This window comes from Streptomyces sp. NBC_00358 (assembly GCF_036099295.1).
Lineage (GTDB): Bacteria > Actinomycetota > Actinomycetes > Streptomycetales > Streptomycetaceae > Streptomyces.
Window position 1 is genome coordinate 4,741,537 of record NZ_CP107976.1, and the last position, 15,150, is coordinate 4,756,686.

The window sequence follows — 15,150 nt, forward strand, 5'->3', positions numbered from 1 at the left end:
GGAAGAGTTCGAAGAGGGGCCTCCCAGGGAACTTCGGGAGGGGACTTCGGAAGGCGTCGACAACCCGTCGACCGGGCCGACAGGGGGAACCAGCCGATTTCCCGACGCGTGGATACGATCAGTAAGCAGTACCAGCAAGGCCAGCAGGATCAGACAGGCGACAGCAAGCTGTACCAGGACGGCAACGAAGGAGGAGGTGCCCCATGGGAGTCCTGAAGAAATTCGAGCAACGGCTCGAGGGTCTGGTCAACGGCACCTTCGCCAAGGTGTTCAAGTCCGAGGTCCAGCCCGTGGAGATCGCCGGCGCCCTGCAGCGCGAGTGCGACAACAACGCCACGATCTGGAACCGCGACCGGACCGTCGTCCCCAACGACTTCATCGTCGAGCTGAGCACGCCGGACTTCGAGCGGCTCAGCCCGTACTCCGGCCAGCTCGGAGACGAGCTCGCCGGTATGGTCCGCGACTACGCCAAGCAGCAGCGATACACCTTCATGGGCCCCATCAAGGTCCACCTGGAGAAGGCGGACGACCTCGACACCGGTCTGTACCGGGTGCGCAGCCGTACGCTCGCCTCCTCCGCCAACCAGCAGTCCCCCGAGCGCGCCCCCGCGGGCCCCGCCCCGGCGGCACCCCGCGGAGCCCAGGGTGGCTACGGCTACCCGCCCACGGCCGCTCCCCCCATGCCGTCCGCGCCGCCGCCCGGCGGCCGTCCGGGCGCGTCACCCATGGGCGCCCGGCCCCCGGCTGGCCCGGCCGCGGGTGGCCGTATGCGGCATTGGGTCGAGATCAATGGCGCACGCCACCAGATCTCCCGCCCGACGCTGGTGCTGGGCCGCAGCACCGAAGCCGACGTGCGGATCGACGACCCCGGCGTATCGCGCCGGCACTGTGAGATCCGGACCGGAACGCCCTCGACGATCCAGGATCTCGGGTCCACCAACGGCATCGTGGTGGACGGGCAGCACACAACCCGCGCTACGCTCCGCGACGGCTCGCGGATCGTCGTGGGCAGCACCACCATCATTTACCGGCAAGCCGAAGGGTGAAGCGGGGGCAATGTCAGAGCTGACCCTCACGGTCATGCGGCTGGGTTTCCTAGCCGTACTGTGGCTGTTCGTGATCGTGGCCGTGCAGGTCATCCGCAGCGACCTGTTCGGAACGCGCGTCACACAGCGCGGCTCCCGCAGGGAGGCCGCAAGGCCTCAGCAGGCCGCGCGGCCTGCCACGCCTCCGCAGCAGCGCCAGCAGCAGCCGCCCAGCGGCGGCGGCCGGCAGCGTCGCGGCGCACCGTCCAAATTGGTCGTCTCGGAGGGCACCCTCACGGGAACGACAGTGGCGCTCCAGGGCCAGACCATCACCCTGGGCCGAGCGCACGACAGCACCATCGTGCTGGACGACGACTACGCGTCCAGCAGGCATGCCAGGATCTACCCGGACCGGGACGGCCAGTGGATCGTCGAGGATCTCGGCTCCACCAATGGCACGTATCTCGACCGGAGCCGACTGACGACTCCGACGCCCATTCCGCTGGGCGCGCCGATCCGCATCGGCAAGACCGTCATCGAGCTGCGGAAGTAGTACGACAATGAGCGAGCGGAGCGAGCACGCAACGGCGGTCCATGCGTTGGACCCCGGCGCGCTCCCGACCGGAGGGTGGGCACCGTGCGGATGTACCCGGAGCCGACGGGCGAGGTGCGCATGAGTCTGTCACTGCGCTTCGCCGCCGGATCGCACAAAGGCATGATCCGCGAGGGCAACGAGGACTCGGGCTACGCCGGTCCTCGCCTGCTCGCGATCGCCGACGGGATGGGCGGCCAGGCCGCCGGTGAGGTCGCCAGTTCCGAGGTGATCTCCACCATCGTCGCCCTCGACGACGACGTACCCGGGTCCGACATCCTCACCTCGCTCGGCACCGCCGTACAGCGCGCCAACGACCAGCTCCGGCTGATGGTCGAGGAGGACCCGCAACTCGAGGGCATGGGCACCACGCTCACCGCCCTGCTGTGGACCGGCCAGCGCCTCGGCCTCGTCCACGTAGGCGACTCCCGCGCCTATCTGCTGCGGGACGGCGTACTGACGCAGATCACACAGGACCACACCTGGGTGCAGCGCCTCGTCGACGAGGGCCGCATCACCGAGGAGGAAGCCACCACCCACCCGCAGCGCTCCCTGCTGATGCGCGCGCTGGGCAGTGGCGACCACGTCGAGCCCGACCTCTCCATCCGTGAAGTCCGCGCCGGCGACCGCTACTTGATCTGCTCCGACGGCCTCAGCGGCGTCGTCTCCCATCAGACGATGGAAGACACCCTCGCCAGCTACCAGGGCCCGCAGGAGACCGTGCAGGAGCTCATCCAGCTCGCACTGCGCGGAGGCGGCCCGGACAACATCACCGTCATCGTGGCCGATGTCCTCGACATCGACTCCGGGGACACCCTCGCCGCACAGCTCTCCGACACCCCGGTCGTGGTCGGCGCGGTCGCCGAGAACCAGCAGCAGCACCAGCTGCACGACAACGGCGCCATGCAGACCCCCGCCGGCCGCGCCTCCAGCCTCGGCCGGCCCGTGCCCGGACAGGGCGGCGGCGAGTTCGGCCCGCCCGGCAGCGGTGACACCACCGGCTACGTGTCCACGGGCAGCTTCGGCGACTACTCGGACGAGGACTTCGTCAAGCCGCGCACCGGACGCAGGTGGCTGAAGAGATCCTTCTACATCGTCCTGACACTCGCCGTCATCGGCGGCGGTCTGTACGGCGGCTACCGTTGGACGCAGACGCAGTACTACGTCGGCGCCAACGACGAACACGTCGCGCTGTACCGGGGCATCAGCCAGGACCTCGCCTGGGTCTCGCTCTCGAAGGTGGAGAAGGACCACCCCGAGATCGAACTCAAGTACCTGCCGCCCTATCAGCAGAAGCAGGTCAAGGCGACGATCACCGAAGGCGGCCTCGCCGACGCGAAGTCGAAGATCGACGAACTCGCCGTGCAGGCCTCCGCGTGCCACAAGGAAGCGCAGCGCCGCGCCGCCGAGAGCGAGAACAGCACCGCGACCGGTTCGGGCAAGGCCACGGGAACCACGGGAACCACAAAGACCTCCCTGACGTCCAAGGCCACGTCCACCCCGAGCCCGACCCCGTCGAGCTCGACACCTTCGTCCTCCAAGTCCACGACCGCACCCACTCCCACACCCGGCCCCAGCCTCTCCGACGAGGAGCAGAAGCTGGTCTCGCTGTGCGGTAAGCAGTAAGAAGCCGTGAGGGGCCCTGTCACACGATGAGCAGCAGTACGAACACGCCGACGCACCACACGTCCACGATCGGATCGATCGGCGCACCCAGCCGACGCAACACCGAACTGGCCTTGCTGGTGTTCGCCGTCGTCATCCCGGTGTTCGCCTACGCCAACGTGGGCCTCGCCATCGACGACAAGGTGCCCGCCGGCCTCCTGAGTTACGGCCTCGGCCTCGGCCTGCTGGCCGGCGTCGCCCACCTCGTCGTACGGAAGTTCGCCCCGTACGCGGACCCGCTGCTGCTGCCGGTGGCGACGCTGCTGAACGGCCTCGGGCTGGTGATGATCTGGCGCCTGGACCAGTCCAAACTGCTCCAGTCGATCAAGCAGGCCGGCACCGCGGCACCCCGCCAGCTGATGTACACCGCGCTGGGCATCGCCCTGTTCGTCATCGTGCTGATCTTCCTGAAGGACCACCGCGTCCTGCAGCGCTACACCTACATCTCCATGGTCGGCGCCCTGGTGCTGCTGCTCCTGCCGCTGGTCCCCGGCCTCGGCGCCAACATCTACGGCGCCAAGATCTGGATCCACGTCGGCAGCTTCTCGATCCAGCCCGGTGAGTTCGCCAAGATCGTCCTGGCGATCTTCTTCGCCGGCTATCTGATGGTCAAACGCGACGCGCTGGCCCTCGCCAGCCGCCGCTTCATGGGCCTGTACCTGCCCCGCGGCCGCGACCTCGGCCCGATCCTCGTGGTCTGGTTCATCTCGATCCTGATCCTGGTCTTCGAGACCGACCTCGGTACGTCGCTGCTGTTCTTCGGAATGTTCATCATCATGCTGTACGTCGCCACCGAGCGCACCAGCTGGATCGTCTTCGGTCTGCTGATGTCCGCGGCCGGCGCGGTCGGTGTGGCGACCTTCGAGACGCACGTCCAGCAGCGTGTCCAGGCCTGGCTCGACCCCATGCACGAGTTCATGCAGAGTCGGCAGGGCGTCCCCGGTCACACCGAGCAGTCCATGCAGGCCCTGTGGGCCTTCGGCTCCGGCGGCACCCTCGGCACCGGATGGGGACAGGGCCACTCCGAACTCATCCGGTTCGCCGCCAACTCCGACTTCATCCTCGCCAGCTTCGGCGAGGAAATGGGCCTGGCCGGAATCATGGCGATCCTGGTGCTCTACGGCCTCATCGTCGAACGCGGCATCCGAACCGCCCTCGCGGCCCGCGACCCGTTCGGCAAGCTCCTCGCCGTGGGCCTCTCCGGCGGCTTCGCGCTCCAGGTCTTCGTCGTCGCCGGCGGCGTCATGGGCCTGATCCCGCTGACCGGTATGACGATGCCGTTCGTGGCCTACGGAGGCTCCTCCGTCATCGCCAACTGGGCACTGATGGGCATCCTGATCAGAATCAGTGACACCGCCCGACGCCCGGCGCCCGCACCCGCCCCCAGCCCCGACGCCGAGATGACCCAGGTGGTCCGCCCGTGAACAAGCCCCTGCGCCGGATCGCGATCTTCTGCGGGCTGCTCGTCCTCGCCCTGCTCCTCCGCGACAACTACGTCCAGTACGTCCAGGCGGACGGCCTGCGGAGCGACTCGAACAACCGCCGCGTCGCCATCGAGCGGTACGCCACCCCGCGCGGCGACATCATCGTCGACGGCAACCCGGTCACCGGGGCCGTCAAGTCGAAGAAGAACGGCATCGACGACTTCGAGTACAAGCGCACCTACAAGAACGGCCCCATGTGGGCGCCGGTCACGGGGTACGCCTCGCAGGCCTTCGACGCCTCCCAGCTGGAGAAGCTGGACGACGGCATCCTCACCGGCAACGACGACCGGCTCTTCTTCCGCAACACCCTCGACATGCTCACGGGCAAGAAGCAGCAGGGCGGCAACGTCGTCACCACCCTCAACGCCGCCGCGCAGAAGGCCGCGTACCAGGGCCTGCTGAGCCGCGGCAAGGGCGCGGTCGCCGCGATCAACCCGCAGACCGGCGCGATCCTGGCACTGGCCTCGACCCCGTCGTACGACCCCTCGGCCTTCGCCGGCACCTCCGGGAGCGACGAGAAGGCCTGGAACAAGCTCCAGAAGAAGAACAACCCCGACGACCCGATGCTCAACCGGGCGCTGCGCGAGACCTACCCGCCGGGCTCCACCTTCAAGGTGGTCACCGCGGCGGCCGCGCTGGAGAACGGCCTCTACACGTCCGCGGACCAGCACACCGACTCTCCGCTGCCGTACATCCTGCCGGGCACCACGACCGAGCTGAAGAACGAGGGGAACATCCCCTGCAAGAACGCGAGCATGCGGATCGCCCTCCGCTTCTCGTGCAACACCGTCTTCGGCAAGATCGGCGCCGACCTCCGCAAGGAGAAGATGCTGACGGAGGCCGAGAAGTTCGGCTTCAACTCCGAGCAGCTCACACCGGTGCGCTCCAACGCCTCCGTCTTCCCCACGAAGATGGACCGGCCGCAGACCGCGCTCAGCTCCATCGGCCAGTTCGAGACCGCCGCGACGCCGCTGCAGATGGCCATGGTGGCCTCCGCGGTCGCCAACAACGGCACGCTCATGAAGCCCTACATGGTCGACAAGCTGCAGGCGCCCAACCTGGACGTCATCTCGCAGACCGAGCCGGAGAAGCTCAGCCAGCCGCTCTCCGAGTCCAACGCCCAGATCCTGCAGGACATGATGGAGACGGTCGTCAAGCAAGGCACGGGTACGAACGCGCAGATCCCCAACGTCACGGTGGGCGGCAAGACCGGTACCGCGCAGCACGGTGTCGCCAACAGTGAGAAGCCCTACGCGTGGTTCATCTCATATGCCAAACTCCCCGACGGTAGCTCGCCTGTCGCCGTGGCCGTCGTGGTCGAGGACGGAAGCGCCAACCGTGACGACATCTCGGGTGGCGGTCTCGCCGCCCCCATCGCGAGGGACGTGATGAAGGCAGTCATCGACAGCAAGAAGTGACCCCGCTCACGTCCCCATCACATCGGTGCACGTTGCGATACCGGTCCTGTCACGGGTGACGGTCTTGGCCAGGTCACACAAGGCGATCCGGGTACCGTATGCCCGGACAGCACACCGCCGGACCACACAAAGGTGCGGTCGGGACCGACGGAGAGGGCTGGTAGGTAGCTATGGAAGAGCCGCGTCGCCTCGGCGGCCGGTACGAGCTGGGCCACGTGCTCGGCCGTGGTGGCATGGCGGAGGTCTACCTCGCGCATGACACCCGGCTCGGCCGTACCGTGGCGGTGAAGACGCTGCGGGCGGACCTCGCACGTGACCCGTCGTTCCAGGCCCGGTTCCGCCGGGAGGCCCAGTCGGCCGCCTCGCTCAACCATCCCGCGATCGTCGCCGTCTACGACACGGGTGAGGACTACATCGACAACACCTCCATCCCGTACATCGTGATGGAGTACGTCGACGGGTCCACGCTGCGCGAGCTGCTGCACTCGGGCCGCAGACTGCTCCCCGAGCGGTCGATGGAGATGACCATCGGCATCCTCCAGGCCCTGGAGTACTCGCACCGCGCCGGCATCGTCCACCGCGACATCAAGCCGGCCAACGTCATGCTGACGCGCAACGGCCAGGTCAAGGTCATGGACTTCGGCATCGCCCGCGCCATGGGCGACTCCGGCATGACGATGACGCAGACCGCCGCGGTCATCGGCACGGCCCAGTACCTCTCGCCGGAGCAGGCGAAGGGCGAACAGGTCGACGCCCGCTCGGACCTCTACTCCACCGGCTGCCTGCTGTACGAGCTGCTGACGGTGCGCCCGCCCTTCGTGGGCGACTCCCCCGTGGCCGTCGCGTACCAGCACGTCCGCGAGGAACCCCAGCCCCCGTCGGTCTTCGACCCCGAGATCACGCCCGAGATGGACGCGATCGTGCTGAAGGCCCTCGTCAAGGACCCCGACTACCGGTACCAGTCCGCCGACGAGATGCGCGCCGACATCGAGGCCTGCCTCGACGGCCAGCCCGTCGCGGCCAGCGCCGCCATGGGCTCGGTCGGCTACGGCTACGGCGACGACCAGCCGACCACGGCCCTGCGCTCCTCGGACGCCCAGGCCACGTCGATGCTCCCGCCGATGAACCCGGACGACGGCGGCTACGGCTACGACGACCGCCCGGACCGCCGCCGCCAGAAGAAGAACAACAGCAACACCTCGACGATCCTCCTGGTCGTCGCGGGCGTCCTGGTGCTGATCGGCGCGATCCTGATCGGGAAGTACGCGTTCTCGGGCAAGGGAACGGCCAACGAGGCGTTCGACGTGCCCAACTTCGTCAGTCAGACACTGCCTGACGCCAGGAGACTGGCGGACAACCGCGACCTGAAGCTCTCCCCCACCCGCAAGCCCTGCGAGAAGGAACCCAAGGGCAACATCTGCTCGCAGGACCCGGCGCTCGGCTCGAAGGTGAAGAAGGGCGACACGATCCATGTGGTCGTGTCCACCGGAGCGCCGAAGGTCGTAGTGCCGACCGTCAAGGGCAAGACCCTGGACCAGGCCAAGCAGATCCTCCAGGACGACAAGTACGGGTTCACGGTCAAGCCGAAGTACGAGGACTCCGCGGAGACCCCGAACACCGTCCTGGACCAGGACCCGCCGTTCGGTGACGAGGTGCAGAAGGGCTCGGTCATCACCCTGACCGTCGCCAAGGAGAAGAAGCAGTCCACCGTCCCGGACGTCACGGGCAAGAGCTGCGACGAGGCCAAGACGCAGATGCAGGCCAACAACCTCGTCGGCGACTGCGTCGACACGGACACCGACGACCAGAACCTGGTCGGCAAGGTCATCCAGACGGCCCCGGCGGCCAACACCCAGGCCGACCCCGGTTCCAAGGTGACGATCCAGATCGGCAAGGCCAAGCAGCAGACGACCGTGCCGAACGTCGTCGGCAAGACCGTGGCCGAGGCGAGGCAGATCCTGCAGGGAGCCGGCTTCAACAACATCCAGTTCGCCCAGGGCAGCGACGGAAGCGACGACGCGAGGGTGATCGGACAGAACCCGAACGCCAACAGCCCCGTCGACAGCCCGGACAACACGACCGTCGTCCTCACGACGGTCAAGCTGGGCAACAACAACGGCGGCAACAACGACGGTGGCGGCGGCCTCTTCGGCGGCAACAACGGATAGGCCCCACCAAGGACCGTACTCGGGCAACCGACGGAAAGGGCCCCGGCACTCACTGAGTGCCGGGGCCCTTTCCGTTTCCTCTGATGACACACGGCTGAACAGACCTGCCGGCCGGCCCGATGATCCGCTGCACTGCTCCAGCGACCTGGTGTACGAGATTCGACCGTTTCTTCATACTTCCCGATTCGTTGAAGGCATGGGATGGGGAAGCGAAGCCCTGCCCCATCCAGACAGCAACGGCACAAGCAGAAGAGGCAGTACGTGATCGACGAAGCGGCTCTGCTGGAATCGAAGACCCTGCGGGGCAGTGTGCTGGAGCGCACAGACGTGCTCGACCGGGTCAAGGCATTGTCACTGCTGCCGGATGGCATGCATGTGACGACGACAATGGTGGCGACATACTTCGAGGTCGCCGAAACAGTGATCAACAACCTTCTGAGCCGCCACCGGCAGGAGCTCGAATCCAACGGTCTTCGCGTCCTTCGTGGCACTGAGCTGCAGGAATTTAAGGAACTCAGCTTGAGTTCCTATCGCGACAGTTATCCACAGCCCCGCTCCAGCCTGGCCCTCTGGTCGCGCCGGGCCGTCCTCAACGTCGCCATGCTCCTCCGCGACAGCGACGTCGCCCGCCAGATCCGCACCTACCTCCTCGACATGGAGTACCTGGCGCGCACCCGCCCGGTCGACACCCCGGCCTCAGAGGCGCCCCACGCCCTCGACGACCACATCGACCAGCGCATCACCCACATCCTCGGCAAGACCGTCGTCCCCATGTTCAACGCCCTGATCGAAACTTCGGGCGAACACCGTCAGGAACTCATCTCGCTCCGTGAGGATGTCCAACGGATCGAGCAGCAGATGTGCGGCCACGAGACTCGCATCACCGAACTCGAACGCACTCGTGGTCCGCGCCAGTACACCGGAATCATGGCCTCCATCGACGCCATGAACTGGCGGGAGTTCGAGCACCACGTCGCCGTCCTGCTGCGCCGCGACGGCTGCACGGACGTCATCGTGCACGGCGGCCCGGGTGACCGGGGAGTGGACGTCACCGCGCTCACCGCCGACGGCCGCTCGGTCGTCGCTCAGTGCAAGAGCTTCGCGCCCTACCGCCCGGTGTGGAGCGGCGAACTGCAGAAGTTCCTCGGCGCTTCCCTCGTCCAGCACACGGCCGACGTGGCGCTGTTCGTCGCCACGACATCGTTCACGCCCGACGCGCGCGCCATCGCGGAGACCCACGGCGTCACGCTCGTCGACCGCTCCCACGTGGAGAAGTGGAGCGCGGGCGTTCCGCTGGCTTCCCTTCAGTAGGCGTCACCGGAGACACAGGAAAGGGCCCGAAGTCGCAAGAGATAGTTGCGGCTTCGGGCCCAGCTCATTTTATGCGTAACGACCGGCCTCGCTAACGCAGTTCCTTCGGAGGCGTCCGCGCGCTGTCGACCTTGTCGACCCGCACCAGTTCGCCCCACACCACATAGCGGTAGCGGGAGGTGTACACCGGAGTGCAGGTCGTCAGGGTGATGTAGTGGCCGGGCTTCGTCTTACCCGACTGCTTCGGGACCGTCTGGAGAACCTTGACGTTGTACTTCGAGGTCTCCGGGAGGATGTCGAAGACCTTGTAGACGTACCACTTGTCCCGCGTCTCGAAGACGACCGCGTCACCCTTGCTGATCTTGTCGATGTTGTGGAACTTGGCACCGTGGCCGTCCCGGTGGGCCGCCAGCGTGAAGTTGCCGTTCTTACCGGTCATCGGCAGGGACGCCTTGACGGGGTCCGTGTAGTAACCGGCGACACCCTCGTTGAGGACCTTCGTCGCCGTGCCCTTCTGGACGAGGACCTCGCCGTTCCTCATCGACGGGACATGCAGGAAGCCGATGCCGTCCTTGGTGTCCAGGGCGCCCGGACCGCTCGGTGCCTGTGCCCAGTGGTCGCGGACCTTGTCGCCCTGCTTGTGCGCCTGGCGGTCGGCCACGACGTTCGTCCACCACAGCGAGTAGACGACGAACAGAGCGAGCACCAGCCCCACGGTGATGAGGAGTTCACCGAAGACGCTGACCGCTATCGCGAACCATCCCATGGGCCGGCGCCCCCCGGGAGCGTCACCGGCGGTCGCGTATCCGGCTTCCGATCCGGCGCGTTCGTCGTGGTCGATCCTCGCTGCCACAGTTCATCTGCCCCGTCTGGTGTGTCTCAGTTTGTCTCACGTGCACGTGACGCGCGCACGCACGCCTCCGTGCGGGCGTCGTCGGCGCCGGTCCTCAGCCGATCAGCGCGTCGGGCTTGCCCTTGCTGCGCGGCCGGTCCTCGACCATCTTGCCCCAGACGATCATCCGGTACTTACTGGTGAACTCCGGTGTGCAGGTGGTGAGTGTGATGTAGCGGCCCGGCGCGGTGAAGGTCGAACCCTTGGGAATCGGATCGAGCACGCTCGTGTTGGCCGGGCTCGTCACCGGCAGGATCGACGTCATCTTGTAGACGTAGTAGTCGTCCTGCGTCTCGACCACGATGTTGTCGCCCGGCTTGAGCCGGTTGATGTAGCGGAACGGCTCGCCGTGGGTGTTGCGGTGCCCGGCGAGCGCGAAGTTGCCCGTCTTGGCGTCAGGCATCGCCGTCTTGAGGGGTGCCTCGCCGTAGTGACCGACCATTCCGCGGTCGAGCACGTTCGTCTTGCTCGTGCCCTCCGCGATCGGCGCGACCACGTCCAGCTTCGGAATGTGCAGGATGGCGAAGCCCTGGCCGGGCGCGAACGACCCCGGATTCCGTTTTCCGTTCGCCCAGTCTTGCTGGAGGTGTTGCGTGGCACTGCCCGCCTGCTCGTGCGCCCGCACGTTCGACCACCACAGCTGGTACGTCACGAACAGCAGCATCAGAACGCCGGTGGTGATGAACACCTCGCCGACCATCCGGCTCATGAGCACACCCGCGCTGGGCTTGCGCGCCCGAGCCGCACGCCGGGCGTCCATCCGGCTTCGGGGCGCCCCAGCGGCCTCCTGAGCCCCTTCCTGGGACTCCTGGGGCTCCTGCTCCCCTCCGGGCCGCCCGTGCCGTCTGGCGGCCTTACGGCGGGCCGCACGGCCTCCAGGCGCGGGACCGACCCCGCTCCCGGCCCCACGTACGGCGCCCTCTCCCGTTCGAGGAAGATCAGGCAGACGCAGCGCGACCGTCTCGTCGTCCCGCGGCGGGCGCGCGGGAACCGGTTCCGCCCGGGGAGCGGCCACCGGGCCGCGGTACTGAGCGACCGCGGGCTCCTCGTACGGCGCGGAGTGCGTCCGTCCGTACATGTCCGCGTACGACGGGGCGTTCGCCGGCGTGGTCGGGATGGCCTGCGTCGGGACCTGAGCCGCGTACCCGTGGGAAGCCTGCGCCTGGGCGGCCTGCGCTTGAGCGGCCTGCAACTGAGCCGCCTGCAGTTGAGCCGCCTGAGCCTGCTGCTGGGCGGCCTGTGCCTGCGCGGCCTGTACCTGGGCCGCTTGCAACTGAGCGGCCTGGAACTGCTGCTGCTGCGCTGCGTGCCAGTCCGGTCCGTACCCGCCGGGGCCGTACCCCTGCTGTACGCCCTGTCCCTGGCCGGGCAGCGGATCCGTCAACGGGTCCGCGACCCCACCGGCTGTCGCCTCGAACGCGCCTGCGCCCCCGTACGCGGCCTCGCCGCCGTACGGGGAGCTCTCGCGCTCGGGGCGCAGCGCGGTCACGCCGTGGCCCTGCCCACCACCGGGGCGAGCCCCGCCGACCTCGCCACGGCCACCTTGTCCCCGCATTCGAGCAGCCAGTTGGCGAGCATCCGGTGACCGTGCTCGGTCAGCACCGACTCGGGGTGGAACTGCACACCCTCGACCGGCAGTTCGCGGTGTCTGAGGCCCATGACGATCCCGTCGTGGGTGCGGGCCGTGACCTCCAGTTCGGCCGGGACCGTGTCCGGCTCGGCCGCCAGCGAGTGGTAGCGGGTCGCGGTGAAGGGCGACGGCAGGCCCGCGAAGACGCCCTTGCCCTGGTGCTCCACGAGCGAGGTCTTTCCGTGCAGCAGCTCGGGCGCGCGGTCGACCACACCGCCGTACGCCACCTGCATGGACTGCATCCCGAGGCAGACACCGAAGACGGGAACCCCGGTCTCGGCACAGTGCCGGACCATGTCGATACAGACACCGGCCTGTTCGGGAGCACCGGGCCCAGGGGACAGGAGTACACCGTCGAAGCCGTCCTGGGCGTGCGCGGTCGACACCTCGTCGTTGCGCAGCACCTCGCACTCCGCGCCCAACTGGTACAGGTACTGGACCAGGTTGAAGACGAAGCTGTCGTAGTTGTCCACCACGAGGATGCGCGTGCTCACTGGTTGTCCACCGTCACATCGTTGAAGGGCAGCAGCGGTTCGGCCCAGGGGAAGATGTACTGGAAGAGCACGTAGACCACGGCCAGGACGAGCACGAGTGCGACCAGCGCCTTCACCCATACGCTCCCCGGCAGATGCCGCCAGATCCAGCCGTACATGCCGTCCCTTCCGTCGCCGTACGCCAACAGACTAACGGCGCAGAGCCGCCGGTTTCCCTGCCTCCACAGGCTGTGTGGAATCAAGATGTGCCCAGACGATCAACCGGTGACTGTGCCCCCACTCCGGATCACACGTGGTCAGCGTGAGATAGCGTCCCGGACGCGTATACCCGGACTTACGTGGCACAGGGTCGATCACCTCAATGTCGGAGGGCACCGTTTTGTAGGGGCCTTTGTCGATCCGATACGTGAACCAGGCCGTCCCGTCCGTCAGCACCACCGCGTCGCCGCGCCTGAGCTCGGGAAAGTCCTTGAAGGGATCCCCGTACGTGCGCCGGTGACCGGCGACCGAGAAGTTGCCCTCCTGGCCGAGCTGGGCGGTGCCCCGGTAGTGGCCGAGGCCCTTCTTCAGGACCTGTGTGGCGGTGCCTTCGAGCACGGGCTTGTTCCACGTGAAACCAAGCCGGGGGATGTACATGACCGCGAACGGGCCGCCGTACTTGTAGGGACCGGGCGCCTTCGGGCTCTCGGTGGCCGTGCCGCCGGTACCACTCGCGCTCCCTGAGGAGCCGGCCGTACCGGAGGAGCCCGAAGAGCCCGGCGAGGCCGTCGGCTCCTGGGTCACCGATCCCTTCGACCACTGCTTCTGGAGCACGTCGATCTGGTGGTTCATCGCGCTGTCGGCCTGTACGCCCGTCCAGAACAGCACGTAGACCACGAAGAGGACGATCAGGCTGCCGACGGTGACGCACAGCTCACTGATCGTCCTGACGACCACTCGCACCGACACAAGGTCCCCCCGGCGGCAGCTCGCTCCACAGGCTTCACCCGCTGCTCCGCGAGACCCGGCACCTACTCCACGGGCTTCGCGTAGTGGAGATCCACTGTGCCCGAGTAGCCGGGAAGAGTCACCGTCCCGTCCTCCTCGACTTTCCAGCCGAGCCCGTAGACGTTGACGTACACCATGTAGTTCTGGATCGCCGGAGAGGCCGCGAGCGCCTTCTGGAGCTTCCCCGGGTCACCGACGGCGGTGATCTTGTAAGGCGGCGAGTAGACGCGGCCCTGGAGGATCAGGGTGTTGCCGACACAGCGCACGGCGCTGGTGGAGATCAGCCGCTGGTCCATGACCTTGATGCCCTTGGCTCCGCCCTGCCACAGGGCGTTCACCACGGCCTGGAGATCCTGCTGGTGGATGACGAGGTAGTCGGGCTGCGGCTCGGGATAGCCGGGAAGCTTCGCCGTCGCGTTGGGCGGGGCGTCGTTGAGGGTGACCGTGACCGCCTCGCCCTTCAGCTTCTGGGTGCCCGCGTTCTTCTCCAGCGCGGCGACCTTGGCGTCGTCGGCCACGCTGCTGCCGTCCTCACGGCCGGCGAGGCTGTCCACGTCGTCGCGCAGGGCGCCGTTGGACTCGTCCAGCGTCGCGTTCTTGTGGCTGCGCTCCTGAATCAGGTCGGAGAGCTTCAACATGGACGAGTCCGTACGGATGTTCGTACCCTTGGCCGTATCGAAGCTCGTGAAGAAGATGAGGCCCGCAAGGGCGAAGACGGCGACCGTGAGGACACGTACGGGCCGGAAACGGTGCGTACCGCCAGGACTGGAACCAGTCCCGGGGGAGTCGGCAGAATTGCTCAACGTACCCTTATCTCCTTCGGCGCCGCGGAAGCACTACGCTAACGGACGCCCGGGGGAGCACTCAGTGTCCCCTTGTACGCTGCCCCGGAGCCCGCCCCAGTTCCCTGCGCGGCCACGCAGCGCATCGACAGGAGAGACCCTCGTGCCGAAGTCACGTATCCGCAAGAAGGCCGACTACACGCCGCCCCCGGCGAAGCAGGCGACCAACCTCAAGCTGACCAGCAACACCTGGGTGGCACCGGCCATGCTGGCCATGTTCCTCATCGGGCTCGCCTGGATCGTCGTCTTCTACGTGACGGACGGCTCCCTGCCGATCGACGCGCTGGACAACTGGAACATCGTGGTCGGCTTCGGCTTCATCGCGGCCGGGTTCGGCGTCTCCACACAGTGGAAGTGACCGTCTTCACCCACGTGGAAACGAGCGGGTCAGCAGCTCTGCCCACGACTATCCACTGAGTTATCCACAAGAGTTGTCCACAGGTGGAAAAGAAAGACGATCTGTGGATAACTCTTGCCGCGGTTGACGCCGGTGTGACCGGTCCATCAGCACCCGCAAACCTGTTCGCCCCCTGTCCGACCTGGGGAAACTCGGGTCAGTGACAGGGGGCACAGCTGTTCCCGCACAGCGTGCACAAGATCCGCCACGGTCTGTGGACAACATCACTCTCAGGTGAGCCCGGC

At 67.3% G+C, this 15,150-nt stretch carries 14 protein-coding genes; 8 read left to right on the forward strand and 6 right to left on the reverse strand.

Features of this window, described 5'->3' with window-relative positions:
- The first annotated feature begins 203 nt into the window (after nucleotides 1-203).
- The 7 genes from OHT01_RS20010 to OHT01_RS20040 all read left to right on the forward strand — a co-directional run bounded on the left by OHT01_RS20010 (nucleotide 204) and on the right by OHT01_RS20040 (nucleotide 9,663).
- Nucleotides 204-1,046 (forward strand): DUF3662 and FHA domain-containing protein, encoded by an 843-nt coding sequence (locus tag OHT01_RS20010; RefSeq protein WP_328554507.1) that lies wholly within the window; start codon nucleotides 204-206, stop codon nucleotides 1,044-1,046.
- A 10-nt stretch (nucleotides 1,047-1,056) separates the two neighbouring features.
- Nucleotides 1,057-1,578 (forward strand): FHA domain-containing protein FhaB/FipA, encoded by a 522-nt coding sequence (locus OHT01_RS20015; protein WP_328554508.1) that lies wholly within the window; start codon nucleotides 1,057-1,059, stop codon nucleotides 1,576-1,578.
- A gap of 120 nt (nucleotides 1,579-1,698) precedes the next feature.
- Complete coding sequence (locus tag OHT01_RS20020; protein WP_328554509.1) at nucleotides 1,699-3,243, forward strand: Stp1/IreP family PP2C-type Ser/Thr phosphatase; 1,545 nt, start codon at nucleotides 1,699-1,701, stop codon at nucleotides 3,241-3,243.
- A gap of 26 nt (nucleotides 3,244-3,269) precedes the next feature.
- On the forward strand, nucleotides 3,270-4,706 hold the full coding sequence (locus OHT01_RS20025) for an FtsW/RodA/SpoVE family cell cycle protein (protein WP_328554510.1): 1,437 nt from the start codon (nucleotides 3,270-3,272) through the stop codon (nucleotides 4,704-4,706).
- Complete coding sequence (locus OHT01_RS20030; protein WP_328554511.1) at nucleotides 4,703-6,184, forward strand: peptidoglycan D,D-transpeptidase FtsI family protein; 1,482 nt, start codon at nucleotides 4,703-4,705, stop codon at nucleotides 6,182-6,184. The genes OHT01_RS20025 and OHT01_RS20030 overlap by 4 nt, the downstream gene beginning before the upstream one ends.
- A gap of 170 nt (nucleotides 6,185-6,354) precedes the next feature.
- Complete coding sequence (pknB, locus tag OHT01_RS20035; RefSeq protein WP_328554512.1) at nucleotides 6,355-8,352, forward strand: Stk1 family PASTA domain-containing Ser/Thr kinase; 1,998 nt, start codon at nucleotides 6,355-6,357, stop codon at nucleotides 8,350-8,352.
- A gap of 261 nt (nucleotides 8,353-8,613) precedes the next feature.
- A complete protein-coding gene (locus OHT01_RS20040) occupies nucleotides 8,614-9,663 on the forward strand; it encodes a restriction endonuclease (RefSeq protein ID WP_328554513.1) in 1,050 nt (349 codons plus the stop codon).
- A 91-nt stretch (nucleotides 9,664-9,754) separates the two neighbouring features.
- Here the strand turns inward: OHT01_RS20040 and OHT01_RS20045 are convergent, their stop codons facing one another.
- From OHT01_RS20045 to OHT01_RS20070, 6 genes are all read right to left on the reverse strand, one after another.
- Complete coding sequence (locus OHT01_RS20045; RefSeq protein ID WP_328554514.1) at nucleotides 9,755-10,429, reverse strand: class E sortase; 675 nt, start codon at nucleotides 10,427-10,429, stop codon at nucleotides 9,755-9,757.
- A gap of 181 nt (nucleotides 10,430-10,610) precedes the next feature.
- Complete coding sequence (locus OHT01_RS20050; RefSeq protein WP_443043414.1) at nucleotides 10,611-12,044, reverse strand: class E sortase; 1,434 nt, start codon at nucleotides 12,042-12,044, stop codon at nucleotides 10,611-10,613.
- Nucleotides 12,041-12,679, reverse strand: coding sequence for an aminodeoxychorismate/anthranilate synthase component II (locus OHT01_RS20055; RefSeq protein WP_328554515.1), 639 nt, complete (start codon nucleotides 12,677-12,679; stop codon nucleotides 12,041-12,043). Before OHT01_RS20055 ends, OHT01_RS20050 begins: the two co-directional genes overlap by 4 nt.
- Nucleotides 12,676-12,837: a hypothetical protein gene (locus OHT01_RS20060; protein WP_328554516.1), complete on the reverse strand. Its 162-nt coding sequence runs from the start codon at nucleotides 12,835-12,837 to the stop codon at nucleotides 12,676-12,678. Before OHT01_RS20060 ends, OHT01_RS20055 begins: the two co-directional genes overlap by 4 nt.
- Before the next feature lie 31 nt (nucleotides 12,838-12,868).
- On the reverse strand, nucleotides 12,869-13,621 hold the full coding sequence (locus OHT01_RS20065; protein ID WP_328554517.1) for a class E sortase: 753 nt from the start codon (nucleotides 13,619-13,621) through the stop codon (nucleotides 12,869-12,871).
- Between the two features lie 68 nt (nucleotides 13,622-13,689).
- Entirely contained in the window at nucleotides 13,690-14,469 is a 780-nt protein-coding gene (locus OHT01_RS20070) for a DUF881 domain-containing protein (protein ID WP_328554518.1), read from the reverse strand.
- 142 nt (nucleotides 14,470-14,611) lie between these two features.
- Here OHT01_RS20070 and crgA point away from each other — a divergent pair, with 142 nt between their 5' ends.
- On the forward strand, nucleotides 14,612-14,866 hold the full coding sequence (gene crgA / locus OHT01_RS20075) for a cell division protein CrgA (RefSeq protein ID WP_328554519.1): 255 nt from the start codon (nucleotides 14,612-14,614) through the stop codon (nucleotides 14,864-14,866).
- The last annotated feature ends 284 nt before the right edge of the window (nucleotides 14,867-15,150 follow it).

Bases quoted from the DNA above. Each gene is read 5' to 3' on its own strand.
- OHT01_RS20010 (WP_328554507.1), top strand. From the start codon at position 204: ATGGGAGTCCTGAAGAAATTCGAGCAACGGCTCGAGGGTCTGGTCAAC.
- OHT01_RS20045 (WP_328554514.1), bottom strand. From the start codon at position 10,429: ATGGGATGGTTCGCGATAGCGGTCAGCGTCTTCGGTGAACTCCTCATC.
- OHT01_RS20020 (WP_328554509.1), top strand. From the start codon at position 1,699: ATGAGTCTGTCACTGCGCTTCGCCGCCGGATCGCACAAAGGCATGATC.
- pknB (WP_328554512.1), top strand. From the start codon at position 6,355: ATGGAAGAGCCGCGTCGCCTCGGCGGCCGGTACGAGCTGGGCCACGTG.
- OHT01_RS20025 (WP_328554510.1), top strand. From the start codon at position 3,270: ATGAGCAGCAGTACGAACACGCCGACGCACCACACGTCCACGATCGGA.
- OHT01_RS20015 (WP_328554508.1), top strand. From the start codon at position 1,057: ATGTCAGAGCTGACCCTCACGGTCATGCGGCTGGGTTTCCTAGCCGTA.
- OHT01_RS20060 (WP_328554516.1), bottom strand. From the start codon at position 12,837: ATGTACGGCTGGATCTGGCGGCATCTGCCGGGGAGCGTATGGGTGAAG.